The organism is Microcoleus sp. PH2017_35_SFW_U_B, from assembly GCF_020737865.1.
Classification (GTDB): domain Bacteria; phylum Cyanobacteriota; class Cyanobacteriia; order Cyanobacteriales; family Microcoleaceae; genus Microcoleus.
This window is the reverse complement of sequence record NZ_JAEQDE010000099.1, coordinates 1-26,055: the sequence shown is the minus strand read 5'-3', so window position 1 is coordinate 26,055 and position 26,055 is coordinate 1. Positions and strand designations below refer to the sequence as shown.

The window sequence follows — 26,055 nt, the reverse complement described above, 5'->3', positions numbered from 1 at the left end:
ATTAATTAATCATCTAGCAACTACAAACCTGCACCATGAATACTTCATTCATTGGTGGAGAGACTAACCAGGAAGGACTAAAGTCCTCACTACAAACCTATTTTATCGATCTTGACAACAGTTAAGCTTTCTAGTTAAACTTACATTCAAATAAAATGCACTTTTTTCATATTGGAGGTATAAAGAGATGAAACGCGCCAGATATTTTACGGGGAAGCGACCAATCAAATTCCTAGCTTTTTTGATTGGTGCAATTTTAGTCACACTAGCAGCTTTCACAGTCAGCGCCCAGCAGACTAGCGAAGCACAATTTCGGGTAAAGAACGAAAACAGTTTTAATATTAACATGATTCAATTCAAGCGCGTTGAATATGTAGGTCAGTGTCCCGGAAGTGGCATCTCCCCTGATTCGCAAAGCGCTCGATTTGTTTCCAGCAAGACTCCCCCCGGCCCTAACAGAAGAGTGCTGATTAAAAATGTGACCGATGGCATGGAAACTGACCCCTATCCTTACACAGATAGAAGTTATGACAAAGGTGAGTTTTCCGAAAGTTTTGGATTTAAGTTAGCAAACAGTCACAAAACAAGAACTTTTTCGGTGTTAGAGGGCGAAAATAAATTTGCCTATGAAATCAAAGAAAATAACCAAGTTATAGAACAGGGTGCGCTTACCGCTCAAGTTTCTGTACAAAATTTAGGTACTTTTCCACGTCAGCAAGTTTGTGAGAACAAAGTCACTTCACAATGTCAGGATGATGCTGATTGTCGCGAGAGGAGGCGCAAAGGAAAAAGTTGCAGAATAGAGTGTGTTACTGTTCAAGAGTGTCGCTGTCCGTAATTTTAGGTATGTTGTTGCGCTTCAGCGCTCTTGGTATGGTGGATACGGTATCAGACACAACTGTTCGCGATTCTGTGATGCTCTCTTCGTCAAGGATATGCGGTTTGTTTATCACCACAGACTCAGGAGAGCCACGCTCTTAATATTAAGAGCGCTGAAGCGCAACAACATACCTTTATTTGATCTGACAGTTGCTTCAAGTAACAGGGTGAAAGTAAAATGCCGCAGCTAACACAATATATGTTGCTAAAAGTAGCACTCCTTCCAGCCAATTCGATCGCCCGTCAAGACTAATTAGATTAGCGATTGTCACCGCAATGGCAACTGCAACCACTTCAAACGGATTAAAGTTTAAATCCATCGGCTGATGAATCACGATACCGATAATCACCAACACCGGCGCTACCAGCAAAGCAACTAGCAAACTCGAACCCATCGCCACGGAAACTGACAAATCCATATTATTTTTCATCGCCACTCCCACCGCCGTTACGTATTCCGCCGCACCGCCCACAATCGGCAACAAAATTACACCTGTAAACAGTGGTGTTAATCCCAATCCTTTGGTAGTTTCTTCGACAACGCCCACAAAAATTTCTGATTCAAAAGCAACTGCAACTGTTGAGGCGACTAGCACTCCTATCCACAGCCACAAATTCGGTTTGTGTGCAGTTGATTCATCGGTATTTTCAGAATCTTCTAACTCTAGTATGCCGACTTCGTAAAGATAGCTGTGAGTTTTTAAGGAAAATAGCAGCGTTAGTGCGTAAACTGCAATTAGGACGATCGCAGTTATCAACGAAAGATTCTGAATGGCTGCGGGTTCCACTCCATTCGACGTGTAAATTACCATCGTCGGCAGCAGAATCGCAATCACTGCTAGAGTCATGGTGGAACCGTTCACCCGGGCGATAATTGGCTTAAATTCTTGTTCTTTGTAGCGGATTCCCCCTAGCAGCATGGAAAGTCCCATAACTAAGAGCAAGTTGCTGATAATGGTGCCGGTGATGCTGGCTTTCACGATGTCAATCAAGCCGGCTTTCAGGGCTACTATGGCAATAATTAATTCCGTAGCATTCCCGAAGACTGCATTTAATAAGCCGCCGATGGAGGGCCCTGTGACGATCGCCACTTCTTCTGTTGCTGTGCTCAACCAAATCGCCAGAGGTATAATGCCTAGGGCGGATGTGATGAAAACTACCAGGGAACCCCAGTGCAAATATTCGGCTGCGATGGAAATGGGGATGAAAATTAACAGGGCTATGGAAAGAATTTTTTTGATTGACATAGGGACTCGGATGTGTATTGAAGGTGAGTTCGAGTTGCCAGGGCGATCGCCAAATTGATTTTATATCAATATGCTTGGGATAAGAAGATCGGGCGCTTTCAACCGCCGTGTTATCGGAGAAACAGTGCACCATCATTCCGAATGCTTAAAGATCTTTTATCCAAACCTAAATCATTTGTCTCGTCTAATCTTACTTCTACTGTGCCTTCACCAACGGGTTTTAAACTCGCTTTCAATAATGCGCCGTCTTGTCGCCTAAATACAATGGATGCAGGTAGTGTCAATGCTTGCAGCGCGACTGTTGAATTTTCGGCTAAGCTGCGGCGGTTAGTTTGTCCAACTACTTGATAAAATAGTCGATCGCTGGTTTTATTCGTTAATCTCACATTAGCTTTGCCATTAACGGGAACCATCTTGCCGTCGGGAACTCTTTCTGGTTCGTTAGCTTGGGCAATTTCCCTCGCAAAACTCGCATTGTGACCCAAAGGTAAAAAGCTGTTGCCTGCTAGGGCCAAGGTGACTGCCAGCAGGCTTGCTAGACTGGTTTTGTCGATCGCTAGTTTGCACATTTTTTTGATTGACTTTTGATCTAAAAATTCTAACAAGCAATTTTACCTGATGCTGCTCTCTTCTGGCAAGTCGCCTCAGAAGTCAATCCGAGCTTTTCATAGCTGACGCCTTGATTGTGAAGATGGAAACTGAATATAATAGAAATTTATCGAGCTACCAAAAAATATATTTCTCATTGTGTAGTGCCAGTTAGTGAATTAAATTAAGTTAATGCTTAACCAGAATTGACGTTTGAATAGTATCGTTTTTATGATACCGATTCTGATATATAAATCCGTTTTTATAAAAATGAGGTACGTTGTTGGGCTTCAGCCCTTCTTAGATTTATAACAAGTAGGTACGTTGTTGGGCTTGGGCCCTTCTTAGATTTATTACATAGCAAGTTATGCTGCTAAAAACTGCATTTACGAATTATCTCTCATCTTTTTGAGAAAAGCTATATAGCCTTTCTCAAAAAGATGAGGTATGACTGACAGCTCCTACAACCACTTAATAAACTAAGAGGGCCCAAGCCCAACAACGTACCTAATCTATATAAGAAAAGCTATAATACAAATAATATGGCAGAAGGAAGAATGAAAAAGGCAGAATGAAAAAGGCAGATGGCACCTTAAAAAAGGTACGTTGTTGGGAAAAGAGCGCTCTTTTCCCAACAACGTACCCAAAAAATCCTTTATTGTGACACTGGCATCCTGGACTCAAAAAGGAAGAATGAAAAAGGAAAAATGAAGATTTGCCCCTCTCTCCCCCTCTCCCTTGCCGTCGCAGCTATTCAACCCAACGCACGCGCACAAAATGAGCTTCCCGTCCCCAGAAGTCCTGACTGACAGAAATATCAACAATACTCAAATTAAACGGAATAGCAGTTGTGACGTAGCGCTGAGCCAGAGCTCCCACATCGGGAGCTAACTGAGCTGCTGTCGCCGCCGCCGCACCCAAACCCAAAAGTTGCAGAATGGGCCCCTTCGGTAGAGCTAAATTGATGCCGACAGCAAGTCCAGCAGTCAGTAGCATTGCCACCGACAAGTTGGTGCCACAGCGGGGATGTACGGCTAAATCCCACTCTCCGCTGGCAATCCGCTGCAAAGCTAATTGCACTGCATGACGCAACTGTGCAATGTTAACGCGGCCGTACAGATAAAATCCTTGGTCAGTGGACATTCCGCCCAATAACTGATTATCTGCTCTTGCTGTCGGCGTACCGCCAGATTGGCTGAGTACCCACACCGTAGCGTGTTCCAAAGCATGAACTTGGCGCAAAGTCAAGATTTCCTTCAAACCCGGAACAAAATCTAGCTGTCTTAATAAGTCAGCATCTTGAGTCTGCTGCGGGGCAAAGTCAAAAGGAATTTGGCTGGCGTGCCCAGAACTAGAAGCAGCATTTGTCGTCATGTCAAAAGGCCTCCACTAATGTCCGATCGCAAATTTTAGCAGCGAGATTTACGGCTGAACGCGCTTGCCTGCCCGAAACTCTCCAGAAAAGCGTCTACCTTTAGCATCTGTAATTACGCCTCTACCGTGAGGCAATCCCTTACGAAATTCGCCTTCGTAGCGAACGCCGTTGGGGAAACTGCAACTACCTTTACCGTCTAGCTTTTCGTTGAAAAACTGACCGTCGCAGCGAGTGCCGTCCGATCGAGTAAACACTCCGCGACCAAATGGGTTTCCTGCGAAAAATTGTCCGGCGTAGCGATCGCCCGTGGCAAAGATAAATTGCCCTTGACCGTGTGGCTGACTGCTTGGAGCGCTGCCACCTACTTGTTGAACAATTTCAAATGTTCCTCTGTAGCGATCGCCCGTGGCAAAAATAGCTTCTCCCCTAACGATCAGACCGTTGCGGAACTCTCCTACCATGCGGTCATCGTTGGCGAACAGGAATGTGCCTTGACCGTTGGGCACGCCGTTACGAAACTGTCCTTCATAGCGATCGCCCTTGGAGTATACGTATATTCCTTGTCCCTGAGGTCTGCCGTTGACGAAAGTTCCTTCATAATTGTCGCCATTTTCGTAGTTGCACTTGACTCTACCGTTCGGGGGAGAGCCTTCGCAAACCGGAGGGCGCTTTTGTTCTGCTGCTGGCGCCGCCAATGACGATTTAGTATTGGCTAGCAGTGAGAGGCATCCTACCCCCGTGCCAACCAACATGAATATTCCGAGTTGTTTAATTGAGCGAAGCATGACGGTTCTCAATTTTTTTTCTAAGGATTGAGCTAAATTTTGCATTAAATTGGGTTCTGGGCAACTCGGGGAGATTTTTCTCCCACAATTTTAGAAACCTCTACACCGTTTTCTTCTAGAACCACAATCGGATCGGCTCCTGATTTGAAATCAACCCGTTTGATTAGCACCTGCCCGCTGGCAATCCGCTGTCCTACTTTGATATATCGACTTGTTGGCTCGTTAGGTGCTTTCACAATTACCAGTATGTCATTACCAACTCTGACTACGCCACTAACTTCAACTCCTTTGGCATTGTCTGTCGAAGGCGGTGGCGGTGGTGGTGCGGGGGGTGGTGGTGGATTCGGGTCTTGCCACGAGGGCGGCGGTGTTAATTCCGGCAGCTTGGGCAGACCGGGCAATTCTCTGGTGGCGATATTGGGAATGTTGGGAGGGCGGGGCGGGCCGGGCGGGCGGGCGGCGATCGCTGGCGGGCGTCCCGGTGTTGCTCCTGGCCGTCCCGGTGTCTGGGCCGGTCGTCGCGTCCCTTGGGGGCCTGCCGTCGTGCCTCTTGGGAAGCCCGGTATAGAGGGAACTCCCGGTATTGATGATGCCGGAGCTCCTGCTATATCTGGGGAACCTGCTGGTCTGGCTCCGGGGCGTCCTGGTCTGGTACCGGTACCGCCGGTGCTGCCTGTTGGGAAGCCCGGTATAGAAGGCACTCCCGGTATTGATGCCGGATTTCCCGCAACGTTTGGGGCACCTGCCGGTCTGGATCCGGGGCGTCCGGTGCCGCCGGTTGAGCCTGCTGGAATGCCCGGTATTGACGGCGGATTTCCTGCGACGTTTGGGGAGCCTGCTGGTCTCGCTCCGGGGCGTCCGGGAGCTGCTTGGGGACGCGCTGAAATTGGCGGCCGCCATTGGGGTACGGGGGTTAGCGGCAGGTTGGGAAGACTTGACACCTGTGCGGGGCTTTGAGCTTTGGGAAGTTCGGCAACTGTGCCGCCGCCCGGTGCCCTTTTCGATCCCGGTACTGGCGTCCACCGAGGTGGGTTTCTCTCGTCTGGCAGCTTGGGCAGACTTGGAACTTGTCTGACTGGGAGGTTGGGGAGTTCGTTGCCCGCTGTCCCGCCACCGTCTGTTTTGAGTGGTTGAGGGGGAAGGACTGAGAATGGGTCATTTGCTTGGCCGGGGACAGATGTCTGTGGAATTGCCCTTGGGGCTGTCTTTTTGCCATCAATGTCTGCTTGAGCTTGTCTGGCGCGATCGTCAGGGTTTGTCGATCGGATCAAGCCGGGGGGCTGGGCCGCTACTACTGGAGAGGGGAATGTCTGAGCTCCTGGTGTGGGACTTGCCACACCCCCGGTCGTTCCGGGAGCGTTGGCTGCTGGTGCCCCTGGTGTTGCACCCGGACTGATACTAGGACTAGGAGTGGGACTGGCTGTGTCGCCACCCCCGTCGCCGCCGCATCCCCCGATCGAGAAAGCCAGCATTCCTATAGTTGCAAAATATAAAAGTTTACGCATTACCGATCGTCCCCAAACGCCTGACTTTTAAGTGATCCAAATGGCAATTGCAGTTGCTGCCATTTGCCGCTTTTCAGTTTACCTGGTTTGATGGTATGCGATCGCTTTTAAATTGCCAAGTTTTCCGGACGATTTGATATTGAGGTGGGCCCTGGGTTTTCAAGAGCAGGTTAGGATATCAATGGTGGTGGTTCTTGCACATATTTAACTAATTAGGGCATGGTTATGGTGGCAAAAGTGATTTTGAAACGGATTTGGCGATCGGGCATTGTTTCTGTGGCTATTTTGGTAGGTCTGGGATCGGTGGGAAGCGGCAATGTGAATGCTCATTCACATCAGCCAGAAACAAAGGTGATGGCATTGGTGCCACTTGTGAGTTCCCAGCAGCACGCGCGGCGGAGCTATCCCGAAGGGAATCGCACTTTAACAGCAGCCTCGGAAGCCAGAAGTGGCAATGTGTATTCTCAGTTTCGCAGGGGCACCCCAAATCCTGGTGCCCAACCGCCAGCCAATCAACCAGCCTCTGGTGGGAATCAAAAGGTATTTCAAGCGAAAATCAAGCGCCGCGCGGGTGGGACACCTGTGATTGATGTGGTATTTAACGGTAACAAGACTTTTGAAATGATTGTCGATACCGGGGCGAGCGGCACTTTAATTACTCAGCGGATGGCTACTGCACTGGGAGTGAGGCAAGTGGGCACTGGGAGAGCGGGGATCGCTGACGGTAGCATTGTCGAGTTCCCCATTGGTTTGGTGCGATCGATTCGGGTTGGGGGTGCTGCCATCCAAAATGTCGAAGTGGCGATCGCCAAACAAATGGAAATTGGTCTCCTCGGTCACGATTTCTTTGGCAATTACGATGTGAAAATCAAAAAAGATGTTGTAGAGTTTTATGTCCGCTGAAACTGAGACAATTCAGAAACCAATTTTTATTTGCATACTGTTAAAGTTATTCGCAGCCCGGTCAAGGCTGTTTAATTTATTTTTTGAGCCACTAGCAAAATACGACCAAGTGTGGTATTGTTTTGAGTGTTTCCAGAGCAGTTTACCGTTGAACAATCCGGGAAAATCCGGCTGTCAAAGCACGGCCACTGTTGGCGCTATCGAGTAACAGTATCCAACGGTGGATTCAGAGTTCAAGTCAAGGCAATCAATTAGACAATTTGCCGATCGGGTGGAAATTAGTTTCCAAAATGCTGTGGCTGGGGGAATTATTGTTCGTGTTGTTGGGCCGCTGTACAAAATATATGAGCGGAAGATGTTCCGCAAAATCGGCAATAATGACGATCGAGAAATTAATTATTGTAAATAGGGTATTGGCATGGCACAAACGTCTGTATCTCCTGTAGTGCTGATTATTCTAGATGGCTGGGGTTATCGTGAAGAAAAAGACGGAAATGCGATCGCCTTAGCGAAAACACCCGTGATGGACAGTCTCTGGGCAGCTTATCCCAGAACTCTGATTAACACATCAGGTCGGGCGGTAGGGCTTCCAGACGGGCAAATGGGCAACTCGGAAGTCGGTCACTTAAATCTCGGCGCCGGCCGCGTGGTTCCTCAAGAGTTAGTGCGAATCTCGGATGCTGTCGAAGATGGTTCTTTGCTCGACAACCGGGCGCTGGTTAAACTTTGCGAGGAAGTGCGCCGTCGGGGCGGCAAGTTACACCTGACCGGTCTTTGTTCCGAGGGTGGGGTACACTCGCACCTGAGTCACATTTTGGGTTTGCTACAGCTAGCAAAAGCACAGGGAATTTCTGAAGTTTGCATCCACGCGATTACAGACGGCCGCGATACTACTCCGAAAGAGGGTGTAGAAGCTCTCAGCAAGATAGAAGGTTATATCAAACAAGTAGGAGTGGGTCGGATTGCTACCATCAGCGGCCGCTATTACGCGATGGACAGAGACAAACGCTGGGATCGGGTGAGCCGCGCTTATGAGGTAATGACGGTTGAGGGCGCACCTGATGGTCGATCGGCAGTTGATGTGTTGCAGGCCTCCTATGCTGAAGGAGTAACCGACGAGTTTGCAGTTCCGACTCGCATTGCCCCGGGAGCGGTGGCATCCGGGGATGGGATGATTTTCTTCAATTTTCGACCGGACAGGGCTAGAGAGTTGACTCAGGCTTTTGTAGCGCCAGATTTTAAGGGCTTTGAACGGCAGTTAATTGAGCCGCTGACCTTTGCGAGTTTTACTCAGTACGACCCCAAACTGTCGTCGGTACTGGTGGCTTTTGAACCCCAGAATTTGAACAATATTCTGGGTGAGGTGATTTCTAAGCACGGTTTGCGACAGTTGCGGACAGCGGAAACTGAAAAGTACGCTCACGTGACTTATTTTTTTAATGGGGGTCTGGAAGAGCCTTTTGAGGGGGAAGACCGCGAAATGGTGCAGAGTCCGATGGTGGCGACTTACGATGAGGCGCCGGAGATGTCGGCCGCTGAGGTGACGGATGTGGCGCTGGAGGCTTTGTCCAAGCGGATTTATTCGTTTGTGGTGCTTAACTACGCTAACCCGGATATGGTTGGTCATACGGGGATGCTGGATGCGACGATAATTGCGGTTCAAACTGTGGATAAATGTTTGGGGCGGCTGTTGACCGGGATTTCCCAAGCTGGGGGAACGGCAATTATTATTGCTGACCACGGAAATGCTGAGGTGATGTTCGACGAGAACGGGAATCCTTGGACGGCTCACACTACTAACCCGGTGCCCTTTATTCTAATAGAAGGCGAAGGTCTGAAAATTCCAGGTCACGGAGGGAATGTTGCTCTCAGGGCGGACGGCTGTTTGGCCGATGTGGCGCCGACGATTTTGGAGCTGTTGAGGTTGCCTCAGCCCCCGGAGATGACTGGAAAGTCTATGATTCAAGCTGCTGAATTTGAAGTTCGGGCTAATCGCACTCCGGTGCGGGTGCGGCTTTAGGAAGTCTGGGCTACAGGTAGGTAGGGTTAGGCAAGGTACGTAGTTGGGCTTCAGCCCTCTTTAGACATATATACAAAGAGGGCTAAAGCCCAACTACGTACCTATCTCTCTCCTGACTATAAAACCCCCCTGCTTTTTAAGGATGATTTAGGGGATCGGGCCTCGACTGCCCGGTTGTGTGCGATCGACTAAATTTGATATGATAATGAATTACCGATTACTAATTACCAATTAGCCCAAATTATGAATATTGTTTCTGTGTTACAAGTTATCTGGTCTTTGTCTGCTTTAGGACTTGTGGTTTTTGTATTGCTCCACAGTCCTAAAGGCGATGGCATTGGAGGAATTGGCGGACAAGCTCAATTATTTACCAGCGCTAAGAGTGCGGAAACAACTCTCAATCGGATTACTTGGGGTCTGTCTATTGTGTTTATGGGTTTGACTATTATTTTGAGTGCTGGTTGGTTGACTCCTAAGTTGTAAGATTAGGATTTTTAACCGCAGATGTAGGCAGATAAACACAGATTAACGCAGATGAAGTTGATATAATTTGTATTCATCTGCGCTTATTTGTGTGTATCTGCGGTCTGAAAAATGCGGTTGTGGAAAGTTTCGATAAAAGCTCGATTGCTGGCTGGTTTGGGATTGACTTTATGTTGTTTTAGTCTCATAATTTTTACTCAGGTTAATGCTCCGGCGGCGAGTCTTTCTCTTTCTCCTCTCCCAAATACTTGGCCCTCTCCACAGGTTCATCCTTTACCACCAACGCTGGCTAATTGGCAAGATGCAACTAATAGCGGCGATTATTTCGATCGCATTAAACAGCCAAATGTCGGTCATTTGCTATGGTCGAAGTTCCCGATTCAGGTGTATGTGGAGCGTCCGGTAGATGGGAATAAGTCTGAAGAATGGATAGCAGCGGTGTTGGGTGTTGTGCGGGAATGGGGGGTTTATTTGCCTTTGCAAGTCGTGGATAGTTCCGAGGCGGCTGATATTAGAATTTTACGTCAGGCTCCGCCTTTGCGTCAAGGGCTTTTGCGATCGCGATCGGGGGAATCCACCTATGAGTTGTACAATCGTCGGGATGGGGATAAAACAGTTTTATCTCATCGGTTTGCGGTTTATTTGAATCCGAATCAAGTGGGTAAGTATGTTCCGGCGACGGCGCGGCATGAGTTGGGGCACGCTTTGGGAATTTGGGGCCACAGTTTGCTGGAAACTGATGTGCTTTATTTTTCTCAGGTGCGGAATCCTCCGGCTATTTCTGCGAGGGATGTTAATACTTTGAAGCGGCTTTACGAACAGCCAACTCGGTTGGGATGGGAATTATAGTTTAAACCACAAATTCCCGGCGATTGGAAATCGCGTCTACACAAACGAAGTCCACCTGCGTGGACTAAGAGAAGATTCCGATTAGTTATTAATAGCAAAGAGAAAAAATATGAAAGATGAAGCTTTTGGCATTGTGCCAGTTTTTGCGACTGAAACTGATAGTTTGTTTTTGTTGATTCAACATCAAGCCGGACATTGGGCGTTTCCTAAAGGTCACGCGAATCCGGGGGAATCTGCGCTAGAAACGGCGAAGCGGGAGTTTGAGGAGGAAACTGGCATCCGCGATTGTGAAGTGGTTGAGGAGCCTAGTTTTGTGGAAAGTTATTCCTTTGTTAAGGAAGGGAAGCCTAGTTCTGTGCAACATTATTCCTCTGCTAAGGAAGGGGAATCAATTGAAAAGACTGTTACTTACTTTTTGGCTTTTGTAAATTCAATGGAAGTTCAGTTGCAAGTAGAGGAAGTTCAGAATCATGCTTGGAGTTCTTTTGAGGATGCAGTCAAGCAGATTACTTTTGATGGGAATCGGCAAATCTTGAGGGAAGTTAAAGCTTTTTTGGACGGCAAAAAAAAGAGTTAATATCAAATCTCCTTATCTACCCATAATTAAGTTTGTAGTAAGGACTTTAGTCCTATCTTAAAACTTTTATTCGCTAAGGACTGAAGTGGGTGCATCTCACTTTTGAAGAGGGCGAAGCATGACCGCATATAAGTTATTAGTTATAATCTCCTATTTTCTGCGGTCATGCTTCGCCCCTACGGATATATTCGCCAAAATGAGATGCACCCACTGAAGTTATTACTACAAACAAATTGTTCTGTTAGATACCCGACTTCTTCAAGAAGTCGGGTATCTAGGTTTTCTGTGAGATTATTTGTTAATTTTCTGGGCTTTGGCGTGATGTTGCAGGCGAGCGAAAACATTGTAGGCGGCGGGGCCTGGATTACCGTGTTCTAGAGCGCCGTCGATGGGGCCGTCGATGGCTTTCCAAGCTGGAATTCCGCCTTTTAGTTCGGCGACTTTTCTAAAGCCTGCTGCGCGCAGAAGATTGGCGGCTTCTGCTGTTTGTTCGTCGGTTTCGCCGTAGATGTAGATGTCGCGAACGGGTTCTAGGCTGGCTTTTGCTCGATCGACTAATTCGTCCATTGGCATTGGTACGGCGCCGGTAATGCGACTTTTATCGAAGCTTTCAAAATCGCGGGCGTCGATGATTGTCAGTCCGGGTTCGCCCCAATCTAAGCGGGCTTTGAGGTCGTGGCTGGATACTTGGGCTTTTAAACTGGGAGGGGTGGGAGTCAAATCTGGCAGTTTTTCTTTGATGTCTGCAATTTGGTCTGGAATAGTTTTCATGGGTAAAATTCTCTTCAATGCTTTGATTGCAATGTAACAAGATGTTTCGGTTGAATTCGTCTTTCTAAAGGCTGAATTGGGGATTGAACTAAAGTCGCAGTTAATCTGAATTGCTCGTGGTTGACTGTGGTTCGGAGCGCTATATTTGCTGAGGTTGCTAAGTTTTCAGTTGACAGTTGACAGTTGACAGTTGACAGTTGACAGTTGACTTCGGAGGGCGAGCTCTACCTGGAAGTCCGAGGATTGGAATAATGAATCGTCTGATTTTAATTTCTCCCGGGCTTGGGGCTTTAAACCAATTCTTTCTGGTAAGTGGGGTTGATTCCGATTGTTTTGATGGAAATGTACGATCGCTCTTATTGAGTGTAGATATTTTGAAGTGCGATCGATTGTCCAATCAGTCATTGTATCAAATACTCAGATTTTAGTCAATGCCAATTATTTTAAAATGAAGTTTGCATGGGTTGTGCGCGGTCTCGCGCGCTATTTTGCTGAGAAGTTGAGATGTTTTTTAACAAAATTTCTGGTAAGATTTGATACTAACAATAGGGATTTAAAGGTATGGATATGTCTGAGCAAAATGAAATTGCTGTGTCTAAAACTTTGACACCGGAAGAGCAAGCGGTTTGGGATGCGAAGGCGAAAGTTCGGGTATTGCTGAATTTGTGGGATTTGGGTGGCGGTCAGATTCCGGTTAAAAAGGGGGATTTGACTAAGCGGATTGTTCGCACTAATGAGACGAGTCAGAGGTATCTGGAAGTGCTCGCCCAGTTGCAGGAATCTGGGGCGATCGAGTATTCGCTGGTAAATCGGGTGACGCGGGTGGAGTTGAGCGCGAAGGGGAAAGAGGTTTTAGCGCAGGGCTTGAAAAGTCGGGATTCTCTGTTTGAGTTTGATGGTTCTCAAATCGGTACTCGGCTGGGAAATGCTCTGCTGAAGTGGATTCGGCATCAGGATGGTGCGGCGAGTGTTGCTGTGGAGACGGGGAAAAAGGATGCAGGGGCGATCGCCTCCTATGACGATTTTAAGGCTGTGGCGATCGATGTGTATGACAGCTTGAACCGGGATTATAACTTAGACGATTTAGTGCCGATTTATCGGATGCGACGGGCGATCGGGGAAAGAGTTGGGCGATCGGAGTTCAACGAGTGGCTGTTGGAAATGCAGGCTAATGATATTTTCCAGCTAATGGCAGGAGAAACGCAAGACATCACCCCAGATAAACGTGAAGACTCAATTACCATTCCTGGTGGTGCATTGCGTTACTACGCCAAGCGTTTGAATTCATAAAATTGCCCTCAATCTTTTTGTAGTTCGTTACCTCACACCCGATCGCCATGAACAATATATCAGTTTCTCCGATAGAAGCTCTCAATGCTGCCATCCAAAATCACAATCCCTTTAGCAAAGCTGGAATTGTCAAAGAACAAGATATTTGGGGAAAAGGCTTCCCCGATATTCCGACTCTAAATGCTCACGCTTCCGATGCCATTTTTCAGGCGGTTGAAAAAGTACAGACTACTCAATCGAGCCAAGAAAAAGTGACTTCACTGGTATTGACAGCTCAACAAGGAGTGGGGAAAAGCCACATTTTGAGCCGCACTCGCCACAGACTAGAAACTAATGGAGGTGCTTTGTTCGTTTATGCCAGTGTTAATAATTACACCGACTTAAACTTGATAAAATACCAATTTCAGCAAACTTTAGCTAACAGTTTGAGCCATACAGGCAGTCAAGGTGTCATGCAATGGCAGGAAATAGCCTCAGCAATGGCAAACGAAGGTTTCAAAGCTATCAATTCTGCTACACCGAATCTTTCTCCTCAAGAACTTCTCGATCGATTTGACAGAGTGTGTGCTAGCTGGGCTACAAAAAATAAAAATTTAATGAACACCCTCACTAAGCAAGTTCTCAAAACAAAATCAAAGGCAGACCCTTATATTGTTCGAGCTGTTTTGTGGACGTTATCAGAAGCTGAAACACCTTTTGCTATCAAATGGTTATCAGGTGAAGAGTTAGATAAATCTAAAGCTGAGGAACTAGGATTGCCCGCTAATTCTGGGAAGACTAATCAGGACAGAGAAGCCGAATCTCTGAATAACATCCAGCAAATTTTGAATTTGGTGAGTTACTACAGTCCTGTAATCATTTGTTTTGATGAAATAGATGTAAATACAAGTTGTAGAGATGATGGCTTGACAACACCCCAGGTAATTGCCGATCTAGTTAAGCGTTTGTACGATACTCTCGAACACTCAGAACTCGGTCAAGGTTTGGTTGTTATCACAGTAATGATGCCGTATACGTGGACAGATACTGTTAACGTAATGTCTGGTGGCATACCCGATCGACTTTCAACATACACGCAGCGGAAACCAATCGATTTAAAATATTTGAACGGCGATTCTTTAGTCGATTTAGTCCAATTGTGGTTACAAGATTTTTATCAAATCAGGAATTTAAACCCTCATCATCCGGTCTACCCATTTGAAGAAAGTCAACTGAGAGAATATGGCAGAGGTAAGCCAACGGTACGGGAAGCTTTGACATGGTGTGCCGAGAATTTTCAAGTTTTTATACCTCCAGTACCTGAACTTCCAGAAGATCCAGTTGAGAGGTTTGAGTTGGCTTTAACCAAGGAACTTGAGGCAGACATCCGAGAGTATATGGAGGATAATTCCACAATTGCTAAGGCTATTTACTTTGGCTTTGAAACATTGAAAGGTCAGACGATTGACAAGGTAACAGTTGATGAAATTACCGCAGAGATTAAACCCAAAGCAAAAAATGCGGAGTGGATAAAATTCAAGATAATTGGTACTGAAAACGGAAGAGCTATCAAGATTGGTGTTGCGATTCTCCAATCTTCTCAATCTGAATTAGTTGCTGGATTAAAGCGCTTAATTGATTATCAAACCTTTGATTTGACGCGCGGTTGTTTAGTGCGTTCCCAATCAAAAATAGAGACGATCAAGAAGAATTCTAAAGCCTACAAGCTACTAGAAGAACTCGTCTCATTTGAAAAAGGCGGTGAGGTGGTGTATTTGATTGAAGATCAAATCAAACCATTACTCGCTGTCCGTGCTGTTTGTAAAAAATGCCGAGATTACAATTTAACAGAAGACCAAGTTTGGGATTTCATATCTCAGAAACAGCTCACTTTTGAGAATCTTTTATTGCGGGAAATTTTGAGCGATCCTTCCGGTGAAATGCCTGTCGTTGACGATGAAGATGAAAGCCTACTTTTAGAAGACATTTTCAACCCTCCCAGTAGTGATGATACAGATGATGGGGATCTAAGTGACCTATTTAGTTAACCATGAGCAAATCAATTTTGCTTCAAACAGCTCTGGCTTTACCAAATCCAGATATTGAAGCTTTAATCCAAGGACGAATGATTGCAGCTATGCCTCGGATGTTTCTGAATCCGGGGCGGACATTTGCTTTGTATCCAGCTAATCTTTCGGTTGATTTACTATCGGGCGATCGATATTATCGATCGCACTTTTTGCCCATTGCTCAAAAGGCACTTGCTCAGTTAAATTCTGATCGAGTTTCGATCAAAGCTTGGGCTAAGTGCGAACTGTGCCAAATGGTGAATGAGCCTGAATCATTAGAGGCTTTGTCGCAGTTAACAGTCTGGAAAACAGAGGCTTTACAGCAAATTCTCCAGCAGCGTCCTTTTATTTTTGTAGCTTACCTGCGGGTTTATCTGCTACCTCAGCCGCTGGAAATGCCAGTGCAATCTAGTGGCAATTTTGTATCTTTGCCAAAATCCCTAAATGTTACTGATTCAACGCCTGTGTTGAGCGAGTCTATGTTTGCCAAACGCCGTCAAAAGCTGGAAAAACTAGAGCTTCCTGAACATCCAGAATTGGAAGAGTTGCAAAGTGCATTAGTGCATTTATCCACCACCAACCCAAAAGCCAAACAACTAGATGAAGAAATCAAAATATTTCTAGGTTGGTCGGAAAATTTACCAACAACAAAACCCGATCCAGATTTAGATTGGATTAAAACGATCGCACAAATCGGCAACTCTAGCGACGGTAATGGCTTTGAAAAATTAGTCCGCAAAGGTTTTATCAAGCTAGGTTTCGGAAATTCTAACCACAAACCAGAAGCCAGTCTCGATCCCGAATCAACCGGGGGCGCTGGCGGATTAGATTTCTACTGTGAAACTCCCTATCAGGTAGTGGGAGAATGCAAAGCCACCAAAAGTGAAACTGTAGCTGATGGAACGCCCGCGCAACTTATCAAGTTAGGACACAAGCATCTTCAGGAACAATACAACTGCTGTATTAAGATAATTATGGCCGCTGGTCAGTTAAACAGACACGCTAACAAAACTGCTATCGGAAACCACATGAATGTCATTCGCCCGGAAACATTGCAAAGATTAGTTGAACTCAAAGCTAAGCAACCAGGTTCGATCGATCTATTACAGTTAAAACCTTGTTTAGAACAACAGCCATTTGGTCAGGAAGCCGATGCTAAGGTTAATCGGTATATTGACGGTGTGCGAGAAAAGCTTAAAGTGCGATCGCACGTTCTTTCTATTCTGAAAAAGTATTTAGAAACTACAGGTTCTAAAAGAGCCAGCGTTGATTCTTTGAGCGGTGCATTTTCAATGTCTAACCCACCCAAGCAGTTGTCCCGTGAAGAGTTGCACGAAATTTTAGTAGAACTTTCTTCTCCGCTGACAGGTTATGCAGGGCGAATTAAAGGAGATAGTTTGGGGCGCGATCGCTTTTATTTCCTGCGTGATTTGTTATTAGATGATTGAGGTAGAATTGAGGCTATTGCCACTATTTCAACTCTTTAAACAGTATCAGGATCTACTCCCAACTCCCGCAACTTAGCCGCCAATTTTTCAACGCGCTGACGTTCCTCTTGAAAATCTAGACGTTCCATTGCAGCTTGTTTAAGTTCCTGCAACCGCCTTTGTTCTTCTTTAATTAACCTTTCCACCAATGGCGGAGACAGTATTTCATCCACTGATAATCTCAAATTAGGAAATACTACAGATACTATGTCCTCACCCGGCAAGTAATCTACCTGTGAATAAACCTCATCACCTTCGGGAACTGCTATAACTCGCACCCGCTGTCTGTTTTCTGTCGGATCAACTATGCAATATTCCGGCACGTTAGCTTGTTCGTACTCTCCTCGTTTAAGTATATAATCTGCGCGTCGATCTTTGCCAACGACTTCTATTAATAATAAAGGCGTTTCATCAAAGTCAAGGACGGCCCCTCCGGGTCGAGCAGCAACTTGTTCTAAAAGACTTTGAGTGCAAACAACTATATCAGGGATGCGGGATGAACTTTCTTCGGTTCTGACTCCCAAATTTCTTTTGACTACTAAATCAAGATTGTTTTCAGCTAGGTGACGCTGCAATTTATAAACCAAATACTCACAAATATTTATGTGTAGAATTGTAGGCATTGCTATTGGTATTAATTCACCTCTGTGCAGTTCATGTTTTACCTCGTCATCGACTTTATAAAATCGGTATTCTTCAAAGGTTAATGTGGGTGAATCATCAACTTGTTGGTCTGTCAAAACTGGCGTGATTGATTGAGACATATCTTTGTGACCTCAGCGAGTATTTATGATTAAATTAAATTTAAATGACAGTATCAGGATCTACTCCCAATTCCCGCAACCTCGCTGACAATTTGTCAGCACGTTGACATTCCTCTTGAGCGCGTTGACTCTGCTGCTGGGCGAGTTGACGCTCCTCATCAGCGCGTTGACGCTCCTCATCAGCGCGTTGACGCTGCTCATCAGCGCGTTGACGCTCCTCATCAGCGCGTTGACGTTCCATTACAGCTTGTTGCTGTGATTCCTGTAATCGAACTCGTTCTGCCTTCACTAACTCCTCCACCAATGGTGGATTCAGTATTTCATCCACTGATAAAACCAAATCTGGAAATACTACAGATATAATTTCCTCACCCGGAAAGAAATCTGTATGCGTGTAACCATCTTCACCTTCAATAAATGCTAAGATTCTGATTTTTTGCTTCCCACATTTAGGGTCAACAATGCAATATTCTGGCACATTCGCTAATTCATACTGTGCTCGTTTAATCATGTAATCTGCCCGTCGATTTTCACTCACTACCTCTACTACTAATAGCGGTGTTTCTCCTAAGTCAAGGATGCCTGAACCAGGCTGGGCAAGTATTTGTTCCCACAAACTTTGAGTGCAGACAAGTACATCGGGAATGCAAGATGTAGCATTTTCTGTTCTCACTCCTACAGAAGTTTTTACTACTAAATCGAGATTGTGTTCAGCGAGATAACGCTGCAACTTGTAAACCAAATATTCGCAGATGCTTGTATGTAATGCGCTCGCCGTTGCCATTGGTATTAGTTTGCCTTTGTACAGTTCGTATTGTACATCAGGATCTCCTTGATAAACTCTGTATTCTTCAAAGGTTAAAGTTGGAGAATTATCAACTTCTTTTTCTTCTAAAACTGGGGCGATTGATTGAGACATAGGTTTTGGTATGAGTAAGTTTGTAGGGTGCGTCAGTTCATCAGTTGACAGTTGACAGTTGACAGTTGACAGCTACCTCTTCCATCGATAGAAGAGGATTGGAGCAATGAATCATTTTGTTTGATTTCCCCCTACACGGGGAGGCTTCAGATCCAATTTTCAGGCGTGAAGTTATAGGGCGACGATCGAGCGTTTGCAGACTGACGCACCCTACTAACTATTGTAGATCGGATTACCATTTGGGCGATCGCCTCAATAAGGCCGTAGCAGCCTCACTGTTGAGAGGTTTAGAGAAAAAGTACCCCTGACCGTACTCGCAGCCGATCGCCCGCAGTTGAGCCAATTGCACGGCGGTTTCGACACCTTCTGCGACTACCTCCATCCCCAAACTGCGCGCCAGCATGACGATCGCCCGCACGATTTCCAAATTCTCGCCCGCTGCTCCGATGCGACTGACAAAAGAGCGATCGACCTTCAAAATATTAATCGGGAATTTGTGCAAATAACTCAGAGACGAATAACCAGTACCAAAATCATCAATGCACAGCCCAATCCCCAACTCCCTTAACTGCGAAAGCATCGCCGCCGCCGCTTCCCCATCTTCCATCACCACAGTCTCAGTAATCTCCAACTTCAAACAGCGAGCATCAACACCCGTTTCCTGCAACACTTGCTTGATTTGCTCGATCGACTCCGGTTCCGAAAACTGCCTCCCCGAAAGATTCACTGCTACTGTCAGCCGGGAATTTCCCACAGGCAAATTCAAACTCTGCCACTCAATAATTTGGCGGCAGCTTTCGTTCAAAACCCACAAACCCAAAGGCATAATTAACCCAGTTTCCTCCGCCATCGCAATAAATTCCATCGGGGAAACTAAACCGCGTTCCGGGTGCAGCCAGCGCACCAGCGCCTCAAATCCGATCGCCGATCCGCTTTTCAAACAAACTATCGGCTGATAATAAACAGTAAAAGGACATTCCAATTTAAGAGGAGCCAATTGTGATTTCGTGCGCTCCAACTTCCAGTCGATTTCACATACAGGCGAGTTTTCCCCCGCCGCCCCACCTGGGAAATCCACAATCGAATATGTCAAATTCAGTTCTTCAATCGACTGCCGCAAATCGTTTTCTAAGTGCATCAAAGCCACAGCCCGAGTGTGCATTGCACTCGTAAACACTTCGTAACGAGCTTTACCGAGAGCTTTTGCCCGGTACATCGCAATATCAGCATCGCGCAAAATATCTCCAGGCCACTGATATTTGTCGGTACTCATAGCAATCCCGATGCTAGCAGTAATTAAAACTTTATGACCTTCTAAATATAGCGGTCGTTCGATCGCCTTCAGAATTCCCTTTGCTTGGGCGATCGCTTCATCCACACCTTGAATTTCCTCCAGCAAAATCACAAACTCATCTCCCCCCAGACGTGCCACCGTATCTCCTGGGCGCAAACAAGTCAACAGACGGCGGCCCACAGCCACCAACAGCCGATCGCCCGTGCGGTGTCCCTGGCTGTCATTAATCACCTTAAACCTGTCCAAATCGAGAAATAGCACCGCAAATTGATAGTTCGGATGCCGTTTGACGCGTGCAAAAGCTTGGCCCAACCTGTCAGTCAACAAAGCGCGGTTGGGCAACTCCGTCAGCGCGTCGTGCAAAGCATCGTGCAACAATTGGTCTTCAGCCGCCTTGCGTTCAGTTACATCGTGACAGTTGACGACAATTCCCCGCACCGAAGGTTCCGAGAGCAAATTCGTCGCCACCGCTTCCAACACGCACCAGAAACCCTGCTTGTGTCGCACCCGGTATTCCGCCAATCCCAGCCCAACTCTCGGCATTTGGATGACACCTTTGAACACTTGATCCACCATTGGCAATTCATCGGGGTGAATCAAGTCAAAGACAGACCGGCCGAGGACTTCCGCCGTCGGGTAGCCCAAAATCCGCTCGGCGGAAGGAGAGACATAGCGGCAAAAGCCTTTGTCGTCGAGAATTACAATAATGTCTCTGGCATTTTCAATTAGCGATCGAAAACGCTTTTCGCTTTGTCGCAGTTCTTGTTCCGTGCGCTTGCGATCGGTAATGTCGGTATTCATGTAAATCAGACCGACAATTTTCCCCGTGGGGTCTTTAATCGCATCGGCCCGCAGCAGCACTTGCAAAATTTTGTCGCTTTTTGTGCGGTTGGTAATTTCACCAGACCAAGAATAACCTCTGGCGATCGTATCGAGAACCTCGCAGGCGACTGCGGGGTCAGCAAAAACTGCCGGTATACCTCCTGCGAGTTTAAATTCCTCTGCCGTTTCCCATTCAAATAGCTGAGAAAACGCTTGATTTTGATAGATGTGAGTGCCGTTGGCATCGCTGATGCCGATCGCGTCGCTCGAACTTTCCACCGCCTTGCGAGTCAGCACCAGAGCTTCTTCTGCCCGCTTGCGCTCGGTAATATCAATCCCTACCAGACAAGCTGCATTCCCCCGATCGTACTTTTGAGCCACAATCAAATAATATCCCGCCGACTGTCCGCCCTCCGTTTTCACCTTAGCGCTGAGTTCTTTAACCGCTTCCGTAGCCTCGCAGGCAAAAAAATCCACCACAAAAGAGTAAAAATCCAAGCTAGCGCCCAGAAAACCGATATCTTGACCGACAAAGGCCGACGGCGACAAACCGTGCAGTTTAGCTAAGTGGTGGTTGACGCCCAAATAGCGCAAATCCGAGCTAATCCAAGATACTATGCCCGGAACTGCTTCCAAAATCGTTTGCAGTTGGTCGTTTGCTTGCTGCAAAGCTTCCTGCACTTCGATGCGTTCCGATAAGTCGGACTGAGTTCCGACGAAGTGAGTCAAATTACCGCTGTCGTCTCGCACGGGAGATAGCGACAATTTGTTCCAAAAAGGAGTGCCGTCTTTGCGATAATTTTTGATTGTCACCTGCAATGCTATGCCTTCGCGCAAGGCTTCGCGGATTTTAGCTACTGTAGTGCGATCGGTATCCGGGCCTTGCAAAAATCGGCAGTTGCGCCCCAAGACTTCACCGGCGCAGTAGCCTGTGATCCTTTCAAATGCTGGATTGCAATAAATTATGGGACAGTCGGGTGCCTTGGCGTCAGCAATAATAATACCGCTGGTAGTAGCAGCCAAAGCTCGATCGCGCAGCCACAGTGCTTCAGAAGCCGTATCGCGATCGGCTACGTCCCCCACTTCATCTAAATTATAAATTGACTGGTTATCCCGATTTCCCATCAGCCAAACTTTCAAGCCAACCTTTGCAATTTCCGAGTTGCTTCTTACTTTAACGTTTTTCAGGACTCACGAACGTAGATTGCATCTTTGCCTTTAACTAAGCGGGATTTCAGGTTAGTTGCTAGTTGTATTTTCTGCGCTTGCTGTGTCGGCATTTACAAAAAGCGCATCTTCAGTGCCAAGAGTGAAAAACCCTCAATTCCTCTCACCCTCTCCCCCTCTCCCCCTCTCCCCGCACTCCGTCAATCAGGATGTGCAGCAACTTATTTACCAGGAGTCGCAGATTGACCAGGCTTCAACAGTTGACAGTTGACAGTTGACAGTTGACAGTTTGAGAGCGACCTCTACCTAGAAGGAAGAGGATTGGAGTAATGAATAGTTTGATTTTAATTTCTCCCGAGCAGGGAGAGGCTTTCAACCAATTCTTTCTGGTAATATTAATCAAGGGTAGAGCCTCGTTGCTCCCCATTACTGTCGGAAACTGACCGTTCCATTTTTCGATCGCTTGAGTAGTGCAAAATTTCGGGAGTTGAAATACCCGCACGCTTATCGAAGCGATTATAGTGCAGGCTTCTAACATCGCGGGGGAATGCCGAGCGAACTGACTTACGTCCTTTCGTTGGTCTTACTTCCCCTCCGCTCTTCAGAAACGGCTGTTCCATCCGTTTGTAGCATTCTGATACCTTCTGCTCTAATATTTGTTGCTGCATTACCATCGCGATTGTGACGAGTGCCGCAATTGGGACAAGTCCACTCTCTAATATCAAGTGGCAACTTATCAATTTGGTAATAACAGCTAGAGCAAAGTTTAGAACTGGGGAACCATCGGTCAATTCCTACTAACTTCCCACCTTTTTTCTCTAGCTTGTAAGCTAAGAAATTAGTAAAAGTTCCCCATCCAGCATCAGATATTGCTTTAGCTAAATTGTGGTTGCGTACCATGCCTTTGACATTAAGATTTTCTACTACGACAACTTGGTTTTCGTTGACGAGTTTTCTTGATAACTTATGCAAAAAAACTTGACGGGATTTAGCTACCCGCCAAATTTTGGGACGGGCTAGAAGCCCATCCCACAAGAAAAAAGATTTTTGTGGGATGGGCTTCTAGCCCGTCCTAACTATTTTTGCAAGAGGTCTAATCTTTTTAGCTTTGTTTCTTGATTTACTTCCTTTCTGTTTTTTTGCTAGCTTTTGTTGCTTGCTTGCGTTTGAGATTTTTTTCATGCTTGGCTAAGTGCTTAGGATTACTGTATATAGCGGGGGACTTCCCGGCGAGGTATAGCGGATCTAGCTCTCATATTCGCGGACGTTGTTGGGAAGAAGGCCCTATACGTCTGGGTGGTTATATAAGCTGTCAATTATACCTCATCTTTTTGAGAAAGGCTATAGTTAAAGTTTGTCGCTGCAACCGTTGAGCTTCTGCTTGCTATGAGAGCCCGGTTAATTTGGGCTTGAGCATCTTGGGTTGCTTTTTTAACTGTGAACTACCTACACGCTTCCTGGCGGTAAGCGTGTAGGCTTCCCAATTCAATGGGGATTGCCTCAACTTTCATAGATTTTTTACGTCCTGAAGATTTTCGTCTTACATCCCCTCCAAGGGCATTCGCGCTAGTTCCTAACGCCAGAATTCGCAAACCTTCATTTCTAATATTTATTGCAGCATTAATATCTCTATCATACTGAACTGCTTTTCGTCCTTCCTCCGACTTCCATCGGACTTCTGTCAACAGTCAACAGTCAACAGTCAACAGTCAACAGTCAACAGTCAACTCTTCCTTCCTCCTTCAAAATCTGCTAGAGAAGGGGCATTGGTGGGACTTACCCAACCCAAAGCGAGTATAAAAAAAGACTCCTTGGGCAAGTTTTGAATTTATAGCGACAAATGTTAAAAATTAGAATTTGAAAATGGCAGAAAATAAGCTAAGGTTAGATGAGAACGGTTGAAAAAAGATATCTAATGTTGCAGCAACACCCTTGGCCGAAGACAATTGAAGAGGCGATCGTCATTCAAGATGTTCTCCGGTCAGAGGTAATTACCGAAAATCTACGGTCGCCAGTTCGGTACGTCGCAGGCGTAGATGTCGGCTACGACAGTGCAGAAGGCGTATCGCGGGCCGCTGTAACAGTTTTGAGCTTTCCAGACTTGCAATTACAGCAGCAGTCTGTGGTTCGCAGTCCTACAGCTTTTCCTTACGTTCCCGGTTTCCTGTCTTTTCGAGAAGTGCCGGCAGTCCTCGACGCTTTACAAAATATCAGTTTGAGACCAGACTTGATATTATGCGACGGTCAAGGACTAGCTCACCCCCGCAGGTTCGGTCTGGCGTGCCATTTGGGAGTTTTGACAGGAATTGCGACGATCGGAGTTGCCAAAACTAGATTTATCGGAGAACATTCAGAAGTAGGGTTCGAGCGGGGCTGTTGGCAGCCTTTGCTGCACGAGGGATCAACGGTAGGCGCAGCGTTAAGGACGCAAACAGGGATAAAACCGATTTATGTATCGATCGGTCATAAGGTAAACTTGATAAGTGCGATCGAGTACGTCCTGCACTGCGCCCCGAGGTATCGCTTGCCAGAAACAACTCGATCGGCAGACCAACTAACATCGGGATAACTGGCAGGCCCGGAAGGCATCAAAAAAATAAAAAGTCAAAAGACAAAAAAGCATCCCTCTTTGGACTTTGAATTTTTGAAGTGTGGCCCTTAAGTCGAAAAATGTTCTGAGTGTATCGCCAATCAGCTTTCGGTTCCATCCTTCCAGCGAACTAAAGAGTCAGGAACTCAGGGAATCAACGCCACGCTCGCTTGTAAGAAATTACAAGCTGTTCTGACCAGACCCCTCGATCGCGAGGAGACGTTATTCAGGTCACGACACCGGAAAATGATCCGCCAGTTTTGGGCTCTGTCATCTGCAATTAAACAGTTTTAAAGTCACGCTTTACAGTGTTGCAGGTCTAACAAGCCTTTATAACCAGGTCGAGGCGAACATTACTCCAGAAATGGGGATTCGGAGACAACCATATCTCCCCAGGGGTGGCAACCATACCCCCCCTAACCCCGAAAGGGGATTCAAGGCGATTGAAATCGCCGAGCCGTTTCCCTCTCAGGACTAAAGTCACGCTCGTTTCCCACTTACTTACCGAGTTTTTTTTATGACTATACCTGAGAAAGAGGTATAAAAGTTGGGGGATTTGTAGAATGATTGAAAGACAGTAATCAGCTTAAACATTGGCGGCTTGAACTAAACTACCCGGGCGTGAACTATGTTTAGTTCACATTTGTAAATTATGAAACAGTCATCCTGCGACTTAAACTCAAAGTTTACATTCGTCAGATGATGTTTCATAATTTACCGTCTAACCTCTCACCGCTAGCTGGGAGTCCCAACTACGGTGGGAGGTGAGGCGGGATCGATCGAAAAAATCAGCAAAAAAAACAAGGAGACAGTCATGGCTGAGAAAAGCAAACGTGGATTCGCATCTATGGACGCAGAAAAACAGCGTGCAATTGCTAGCAAAGGCGGAAAAGCTGCACACGCGAAAGGAACTGCACACGAATTTACTTCGGAAGAAGCCAGAGAAGCCGGTCAAAAAGGTGGCGAAGCTGTCAGCAGAAATCGGGAACACATGGCTCAAATTGGTCGCGAAGGCGGCCGGAAAAGCCGCAAAAGCGAAGCTTAAGTGAGTCTGTGACTATTTAACACAGTGACTGAAATATCGTCACTGTGCGATTCTTAAGAAGTTATGAAGCTATCTTGAGCGTCAACAAGTTTGCGGGCTAGACAAGGCAAGCAAACACCAGTCTGTCTCTCAATAAAAGCCAATCCGATCGCAAAAAGCCCCGAAATCGGGGCTTTTTTGTTTGTGAGACGAATTATTTGGTTAACTCATATAGCTGGCGATCGCACTTTTTGACCTCAGAAACCCCGTTTTTTTGCAGATTTCTCGTTCCCAAACCCAAAACTCTTAGAAACCCGGTTTCTTTGTAGATTTCTCGTTACCAAACCCAAAACTCCCACAAACCTGGTTTCTTGGCCCAAGCACGCGAGCCCGGAAACCGCCCGCAGTCTGGATATAAATTAAGTAAGATTTTGATATATTTCAGGAAACTTTGACACTCCCCGGTCTGAAGACGCGGGGATTCTTAAGGACAAACTTTGGAGGATGAATCCGCCCAAAGTTTAATTCTTAAAGGGTTAGTCAGTAACCCGCTACCCACTCGCTCAATAATTGAGTCTATGGCTACTTTTGATTTCCTAATGATGTTTGCCGCACCGTTAACATCTGCATTCAGAATTGATTTCTGAGCAGAACGGTATAAACCTCGT

General features: G+C 46.3%; 21 protein-coding genes and 3 pseudogenes. 12 read left to right on the top strand and 12 right to left on the bottom strand.

The genetic code is table 11. The features are described from left to right. Positions 1-187: 187 nt before the first annotated feature. Entirely contained in the window at positions 188-838 is a 651-nt protein-coding gene (locus JGK36_RS26155; protein WP_293186782.1) for a hypothetical protein, read from the top strand. Positions 839-1,034: 196 nt separating this feature from the next. Here the strand turns inward: JGK36_RS26155 and cax are convergent, their stop codons facing one another. The 5 genes from cax to JGK36_RS26130 form a co-directional block, all read right to left on the bottom strand. After that, positions 1,035-2,126 carry a calcium/proton exchanger gene (gene cax / locus JGK36_RS26150; RefSeq protein WP_293186783.1) on the bottom strand — a complete coding sequence of 364 codons (1,092 nt, stop codon included), beginning with the start codon at positions 2,124-2,126 and terminating at the stop codon, positions 1,035-1,037. A 110-nt stretch (positions 2,127-2,236) separates the two neighbouring features. After that, positions 2,237-2,695 (bottom strand): hypothetical protein, encoded by a 459-nt coding sequence (locus JGK36_RS26145; protein WP_293192750.1) that lies wholly within the window; start codon positions 2,693-2,695, stop codon positions 2,237-2,239. 769 nt (positions 2,696-3,464) lie between these two features. Next, positions 3,465-4,088: a DUF6391 domain-containing protein gene (locus JGK36_RS26140; protein ID WP_293186785.1), complete on the bottom strand. Its 624-nt coding sequence runs from the start codon at positions 4,086-4,088 to the stop codon at positions 3,465-3,467. Between the two features lie 48 nt (positions 4,089-4,136). Beyond that, a complete protein-coding gene (locus JGK36_RS26135) occupies positions 4,137-4,919 on the bottom strand; it encodes an MORN motif-containing protein (RefSeq protein ID WP_293186786.1) in 783 nt (260 codons plus the stop codon). Beyond that, positions 4,919-6,379, bottom strand: coding sequence for a hypothetical protein (locus tag JGK36_RS26130; protein WP_293198478.1), 1,461 nt, complete (start codon positions 6,377-6,379; stop codon positions 4,919-4,921). Before JGK36_RS26130 ends, JGK36_RS26135 begins: the two co-directional genes overlap by 1 nt. A gap of 237 nt (positions 6,380-6,616) precedes the next feature. Between JGK36_RS26130 and JGK36_RS26125 the strand changes: the two genes are divergently transcribed. From JGK36_RS26125 to JGK36_RS26100, 6 genes are all read left to right on the top strand, one after another. Next, complete coding sequence (locus JGK36_RS26125; RefSeq protein WP_293198505.1) at positions 6,617-7,282, top strand: retropepsin-like aspartic protease; 666 nt, start codon at positions 6,617-6,619, stop codon at positions 7,280-7,282. Positions 7,283-7,502: 220 nt separating this feature from the next. After that, positions 7,503-7,691: a hypothetical protein gene (locus tag JGK36_RS26120; protein WP_293186789.1), complete on the top strand. Its 189-nt coding sequence runs from the start codon at positions 7,503-7,505 to the stop codon at positions 7,689-7,691. 9 nt (positions 7,692-7,700) lie between these two features. Beyond that, positions 7,701-9,302 carry a 2,3-bisphosphoglycerate-independent phosphoglycerate mutase gene (gpmI, locus tag JGK36_RS26115; protein ID WP_293198475.1) on the top strand — a complete coding sequence of 534 codons (1,602 nt, stop codon included), beginning with the start codon at positions 7,701-7,703 and terminating at the stop codon, positions 9,300-9,302. Between the two features lie 243 nt (positions 9,303-9,545). Then, positions 9,546-9,785: a preprotein translocase subunit SecG gene (gene secG, locus JGK36_RS26110; protein ID WP_293155559.1), complete on the top strand. Its 240-nt coding sequence runs from the start codon at positions 9,546-9,548 to the stop codon at positions 9,783-9,785. A 111-nt stretch (positions 9,786-9,896) separates the two neighbouring features. Beyond that, the gene (locus JGK36_RS26105; RefSeq protein WP_293186791.1) at positions 9,897-10,634 is read left to right on the top strand and encodes a peptidase; all 738 of its coding nucleotides are present in this window, start codon (positions 9,897-9,899) and stop codon (positions 10,632-10,634) included. A 109-nt stretch (positions 10,635-10,743) separates the two neighbouring features. Next, positions 10,744-11,211, top strand: coding sequence for an NUDIX domain-containing protein (locus JGK36_RS26100; protein ID WP_293186792.1), 468 nt, complete (start codon positions 10,744-10,746; stop codon positions 11,209-11,211). A gap of 291 nt (positions 11,212-11,502) precedes the next feature. Here JGK36_RS26100 and JGK36_RS26095 read toward each other — a convergent pair whose 3' ends face one another. After that, positions 11,503-11,982 carry a rhodanese-like domain-containing protein gene (locus JGK36_RS26095; RefSeq protein WP_293198472.1) on the bottom strand — a complete coding sequence of 160 codons (480 nt, stop codon included), beginning with the start codon at positions 11,980-11,982 and terminating at the stop codon, positions 11,503-11,505. A gap of 567 nt (positions 11,983-12,549) precedes the next feature. Between JGK36_RS26095 and JGK36_RS26090 the strand changes: the two genes are divergently transcribed. The 3 genes from JGK36_RS26090 to JGK36_RS26080 are packed head-to-tail and all read left to right on the top strand — an operon-like array spanning position 12,550 to position 16,768. Further along, positions 12,550-13,272, top strand: coding sequence for a hypothetical protein (locus JGK36_RS26090; RefSeq protein ID WP_293198470.1), 723 nt, complete (start codon positions 12,550-12,552; stop codon positions 13,270-13,272). A gap of 47 nt (positions 13,273-13,319) precedes the next feature. Continuing rightward, the gene (locus JGK36_RS26085; RefSeq protein WP_293198468.1) at positions 13,320-15,299 is read left to right on the top strand and encodes an ATP-binding protein; all 1,980 of its coding nucleotides are present in this window, start codon (positions 13,320-13,322) and stop codon (positions 15,297-15,299) included. Positions 15,300-15,301: 2 nt separating this feature from the next. Then, the gene (locus JGK36_RS26080) at positions 15,302-16,768 is read left to right on the top strand and encodes a DUF1802 family protein (protein ID WP_293198466.1); all 1,467 of its coding nucleotides are present in this window, start codon (positions 15,302-15,304) and stop codon (positions 16,766-16,768) included. A 35-nt stretch (positions 16,769-16,803) separates the two neighbouring features. On the opposite strand, the gene JGK36_RS26075 is transcribed toward JGK36_RS26080, so the two are convergent. From JGK36_RS26075 to JGK36_RS26055, 5 genes and pseudogenes are all read right to left on the bottom strand, one after another. After that, positions 16,804-17,571, bottom strand: coding sequence for a Uma2 family endonuclease (locus JGK36_RS26075; protein ID WP_293186798.1), 768 nt, complete (start codon positions 17,569-17,571; stop codon positions 16,804-16,806). A gap of 40 nt (positions 17,572-17,611) precedes the next feature. Continuing rightward, entirely contained in the window at positions 17,612-18,490 is an 879-nt protein-coding gene (locus tag JGK36_RS26070; protein WP_293186799.1) for a Uma2 family endonuclease, read from the bottom strand. Positions 18,491-18,722: 232 nt separating this feature from the next. Further along, positions 18,723-21,731 (bottom strand): bifunctional diguanylate cyclase/phosphodiesterase, encoded by a 3,009-nt coding sequence (locus JGK36_RS26065; protein WP_293186800.1) that lies wholly within the window; start codon positions 21,729-21,731, stop codon positions 18,723-18,725. A gap of 583 nt (positions 21,732-22,314) precedes the next feature. After that, positions 22,315-22,989 (bottom strand): annotated as a pseudogene (locus tag JGK36_RS26060) (RNA-guided endonuclease InsQ/TnpB family protein); the annotation flags it as partial. A 226-nt stretch (positions 22,990-23,215) separates the two neighbouring features. Further along, positions 23,216-23,410 (bottom strand): annotated as a pseudogene (locus JGK36_RS26055) (hypothetical protein); the annotation flags it as partial. A gap of 278 nt (positions 23,411-23,688) precedes the next feature. Between JGK36_RS26055 and nfi the strand changes: the two are divergent. Next, entirely contained in the window at positions 23,689-24,342 is a 654-nt protein-coding gene (gene nfi / locus JGK36_RS26050; protein WP_293186801.1) for a deoxyribonuclease V, read from the top strand. A gap of 835 nt (positions 24,343-25,177) precedes the next feature. Next, positions 25,178-25,408: a KGG domain-containing protein gene (locus tag JGK36_RS26045; RefSeq protein WP_293149797.1), complete on the top strand. Its 231-nt coding sequence runs from the start codon at positions 25,178-25,180 to the stop codon at positions 25,406-25,408. A gap of 463 nt (positions 25,409-25,871) precedes the next feature. On the opposite strand, the pseudogene JGK36_RS26040 reads toward JGK36_RS26045, so the two are convergent. Next, positions 25,872-26,055 (bottom strand): annotated as a pseudogene (locus tag JGK36_RS26040) (RNA-guided endonuclease TnpB family protein); the annotation flags it as partial.

Coding starts and splice junctions, on each gene's coding strand:
- JGK36_RS26155 (WP_293186782.1), top strand. CDS start 188: ATGAAACGCGCCAGATATTTTACGGGGAAGCGACCAATCAAATTCCTA.
- cax (WP_293186783.1), bottom strand. CDS start 2,126: ATGTCAATCAAAAAAATTCTTTCCATAGCCCTGTTAATTTTCATCCCC.
- JGK36_RS26145 (WP_293192750.1), bottom strand. CDS start 2,695: ATGTGCAAACTAGCGATCGACAAAACCAGTCTAGCAAGCCTGCTGGCA.
- JGK36_RS26140 (WP_293186785.1), bottom strand. CDS start 4,088: ATGACGACAAATGCTGCTTCTAGTTCTGGGCACGCCAGCCAAATTCCT.
- JGK36_RS26135 (WP_293186786.1), bottom strand. CDS start 4,919: ATGCAAAATTTAGCTCAATCCTTAGAAAAAAAATTGAGAACCGTCATG.
- JGK36_RS26130 (WP_293198478.1), bottom strand. CDS start 6,379: ATGCGTAAACTTTTATATTTTGCAACTATAGGAATGCTGGCTTTCTCG.
- gpmI (WP_293198475.1), top strand. CDS start 7,701: ATGGCACAAACGTCTGTATCTCCTGTAGTGCTGATTATTCTAGATGGC.
- secG (WP_293155559.1), top strand. CDS start 9,546: ATGAATATTGTTTCTGTGTTACAAGTTATCTGGTCTTTGTCTGCTTTA.
- JGK36_RS26105 (WP_293186791.1), top strand. CDS start 9,897: ATGCGGTTGTGGAAAGTTTCGATAAAAGCTCGATTGCTGGCTGGTTTG.
- JGK36_RS26100 (WP_293186792.1), top strand. CDS start 10,744: ATGAAAGATGAAGCTTTTGGCATTGTGCCAGTTTTTGCGACTGAAACT.
- JGK36_RS26095 (WP_293198472.1), bottom strand. CDS start 11,982: ATGAAAACTATTCCAGACCAAATTGCAGACATCAAAGAAAAACTGCCA.
- JGK36_RS26090 (WP_293198470.1), top strand. CDS start 12,550: ATGTCTGAGCAAAATGAAATTGCTGTGTCTAAAACTTTGACACCGGAA.
- JGK36_RS26085 (WP_293198468.1), top strand. CDS start 13,320: ATGAACAATATATCAGTTTCTCCGATAGAAGCTCTCAATGCTGCCATC.
- JGK36_RS26080 (WP_293198466.1), top strand. CDS start 15,302: ATGAGCAAATCAATTTTGCTTCAAACAGCTCTGGCTTTACCAAATCCA.
- JGK36_RS26075 (WP_293186798.1), bottom strand. CDS start 17,571: ATGTCTCAATCAATCACGCCAGTTTTGACAGACCAACAAGTTGATGAT.
- JGK36_RS26070 (WP_293186799.1), bottom strand. CDS start 18,490: ATGTCTCAATCAATCGCCCCAGTTTTAGAAGAAAAAGAAGTTGATAAT.
- JGK36_RS26065 (WP_293186800.1), bottom strand. CDS start 21,731: ATGGGAAATCGGGATAACCAGTCAATTTATAATTTAGATGAAGTGGGG.
- nfi (WP_293186801.1), top strand. CDS start 23,689: ATGTTGCAGCAACACCCTTGGCCGAAGACAATTGAAGAGGCGATCGTC.
- JGK36_RS26045 (WP_293149797.1), top strand. CDS start 25,178: ATGGCTGAGAAAAGCAAACGTGGATTCGCATCTATGGACGCAGAAAAA.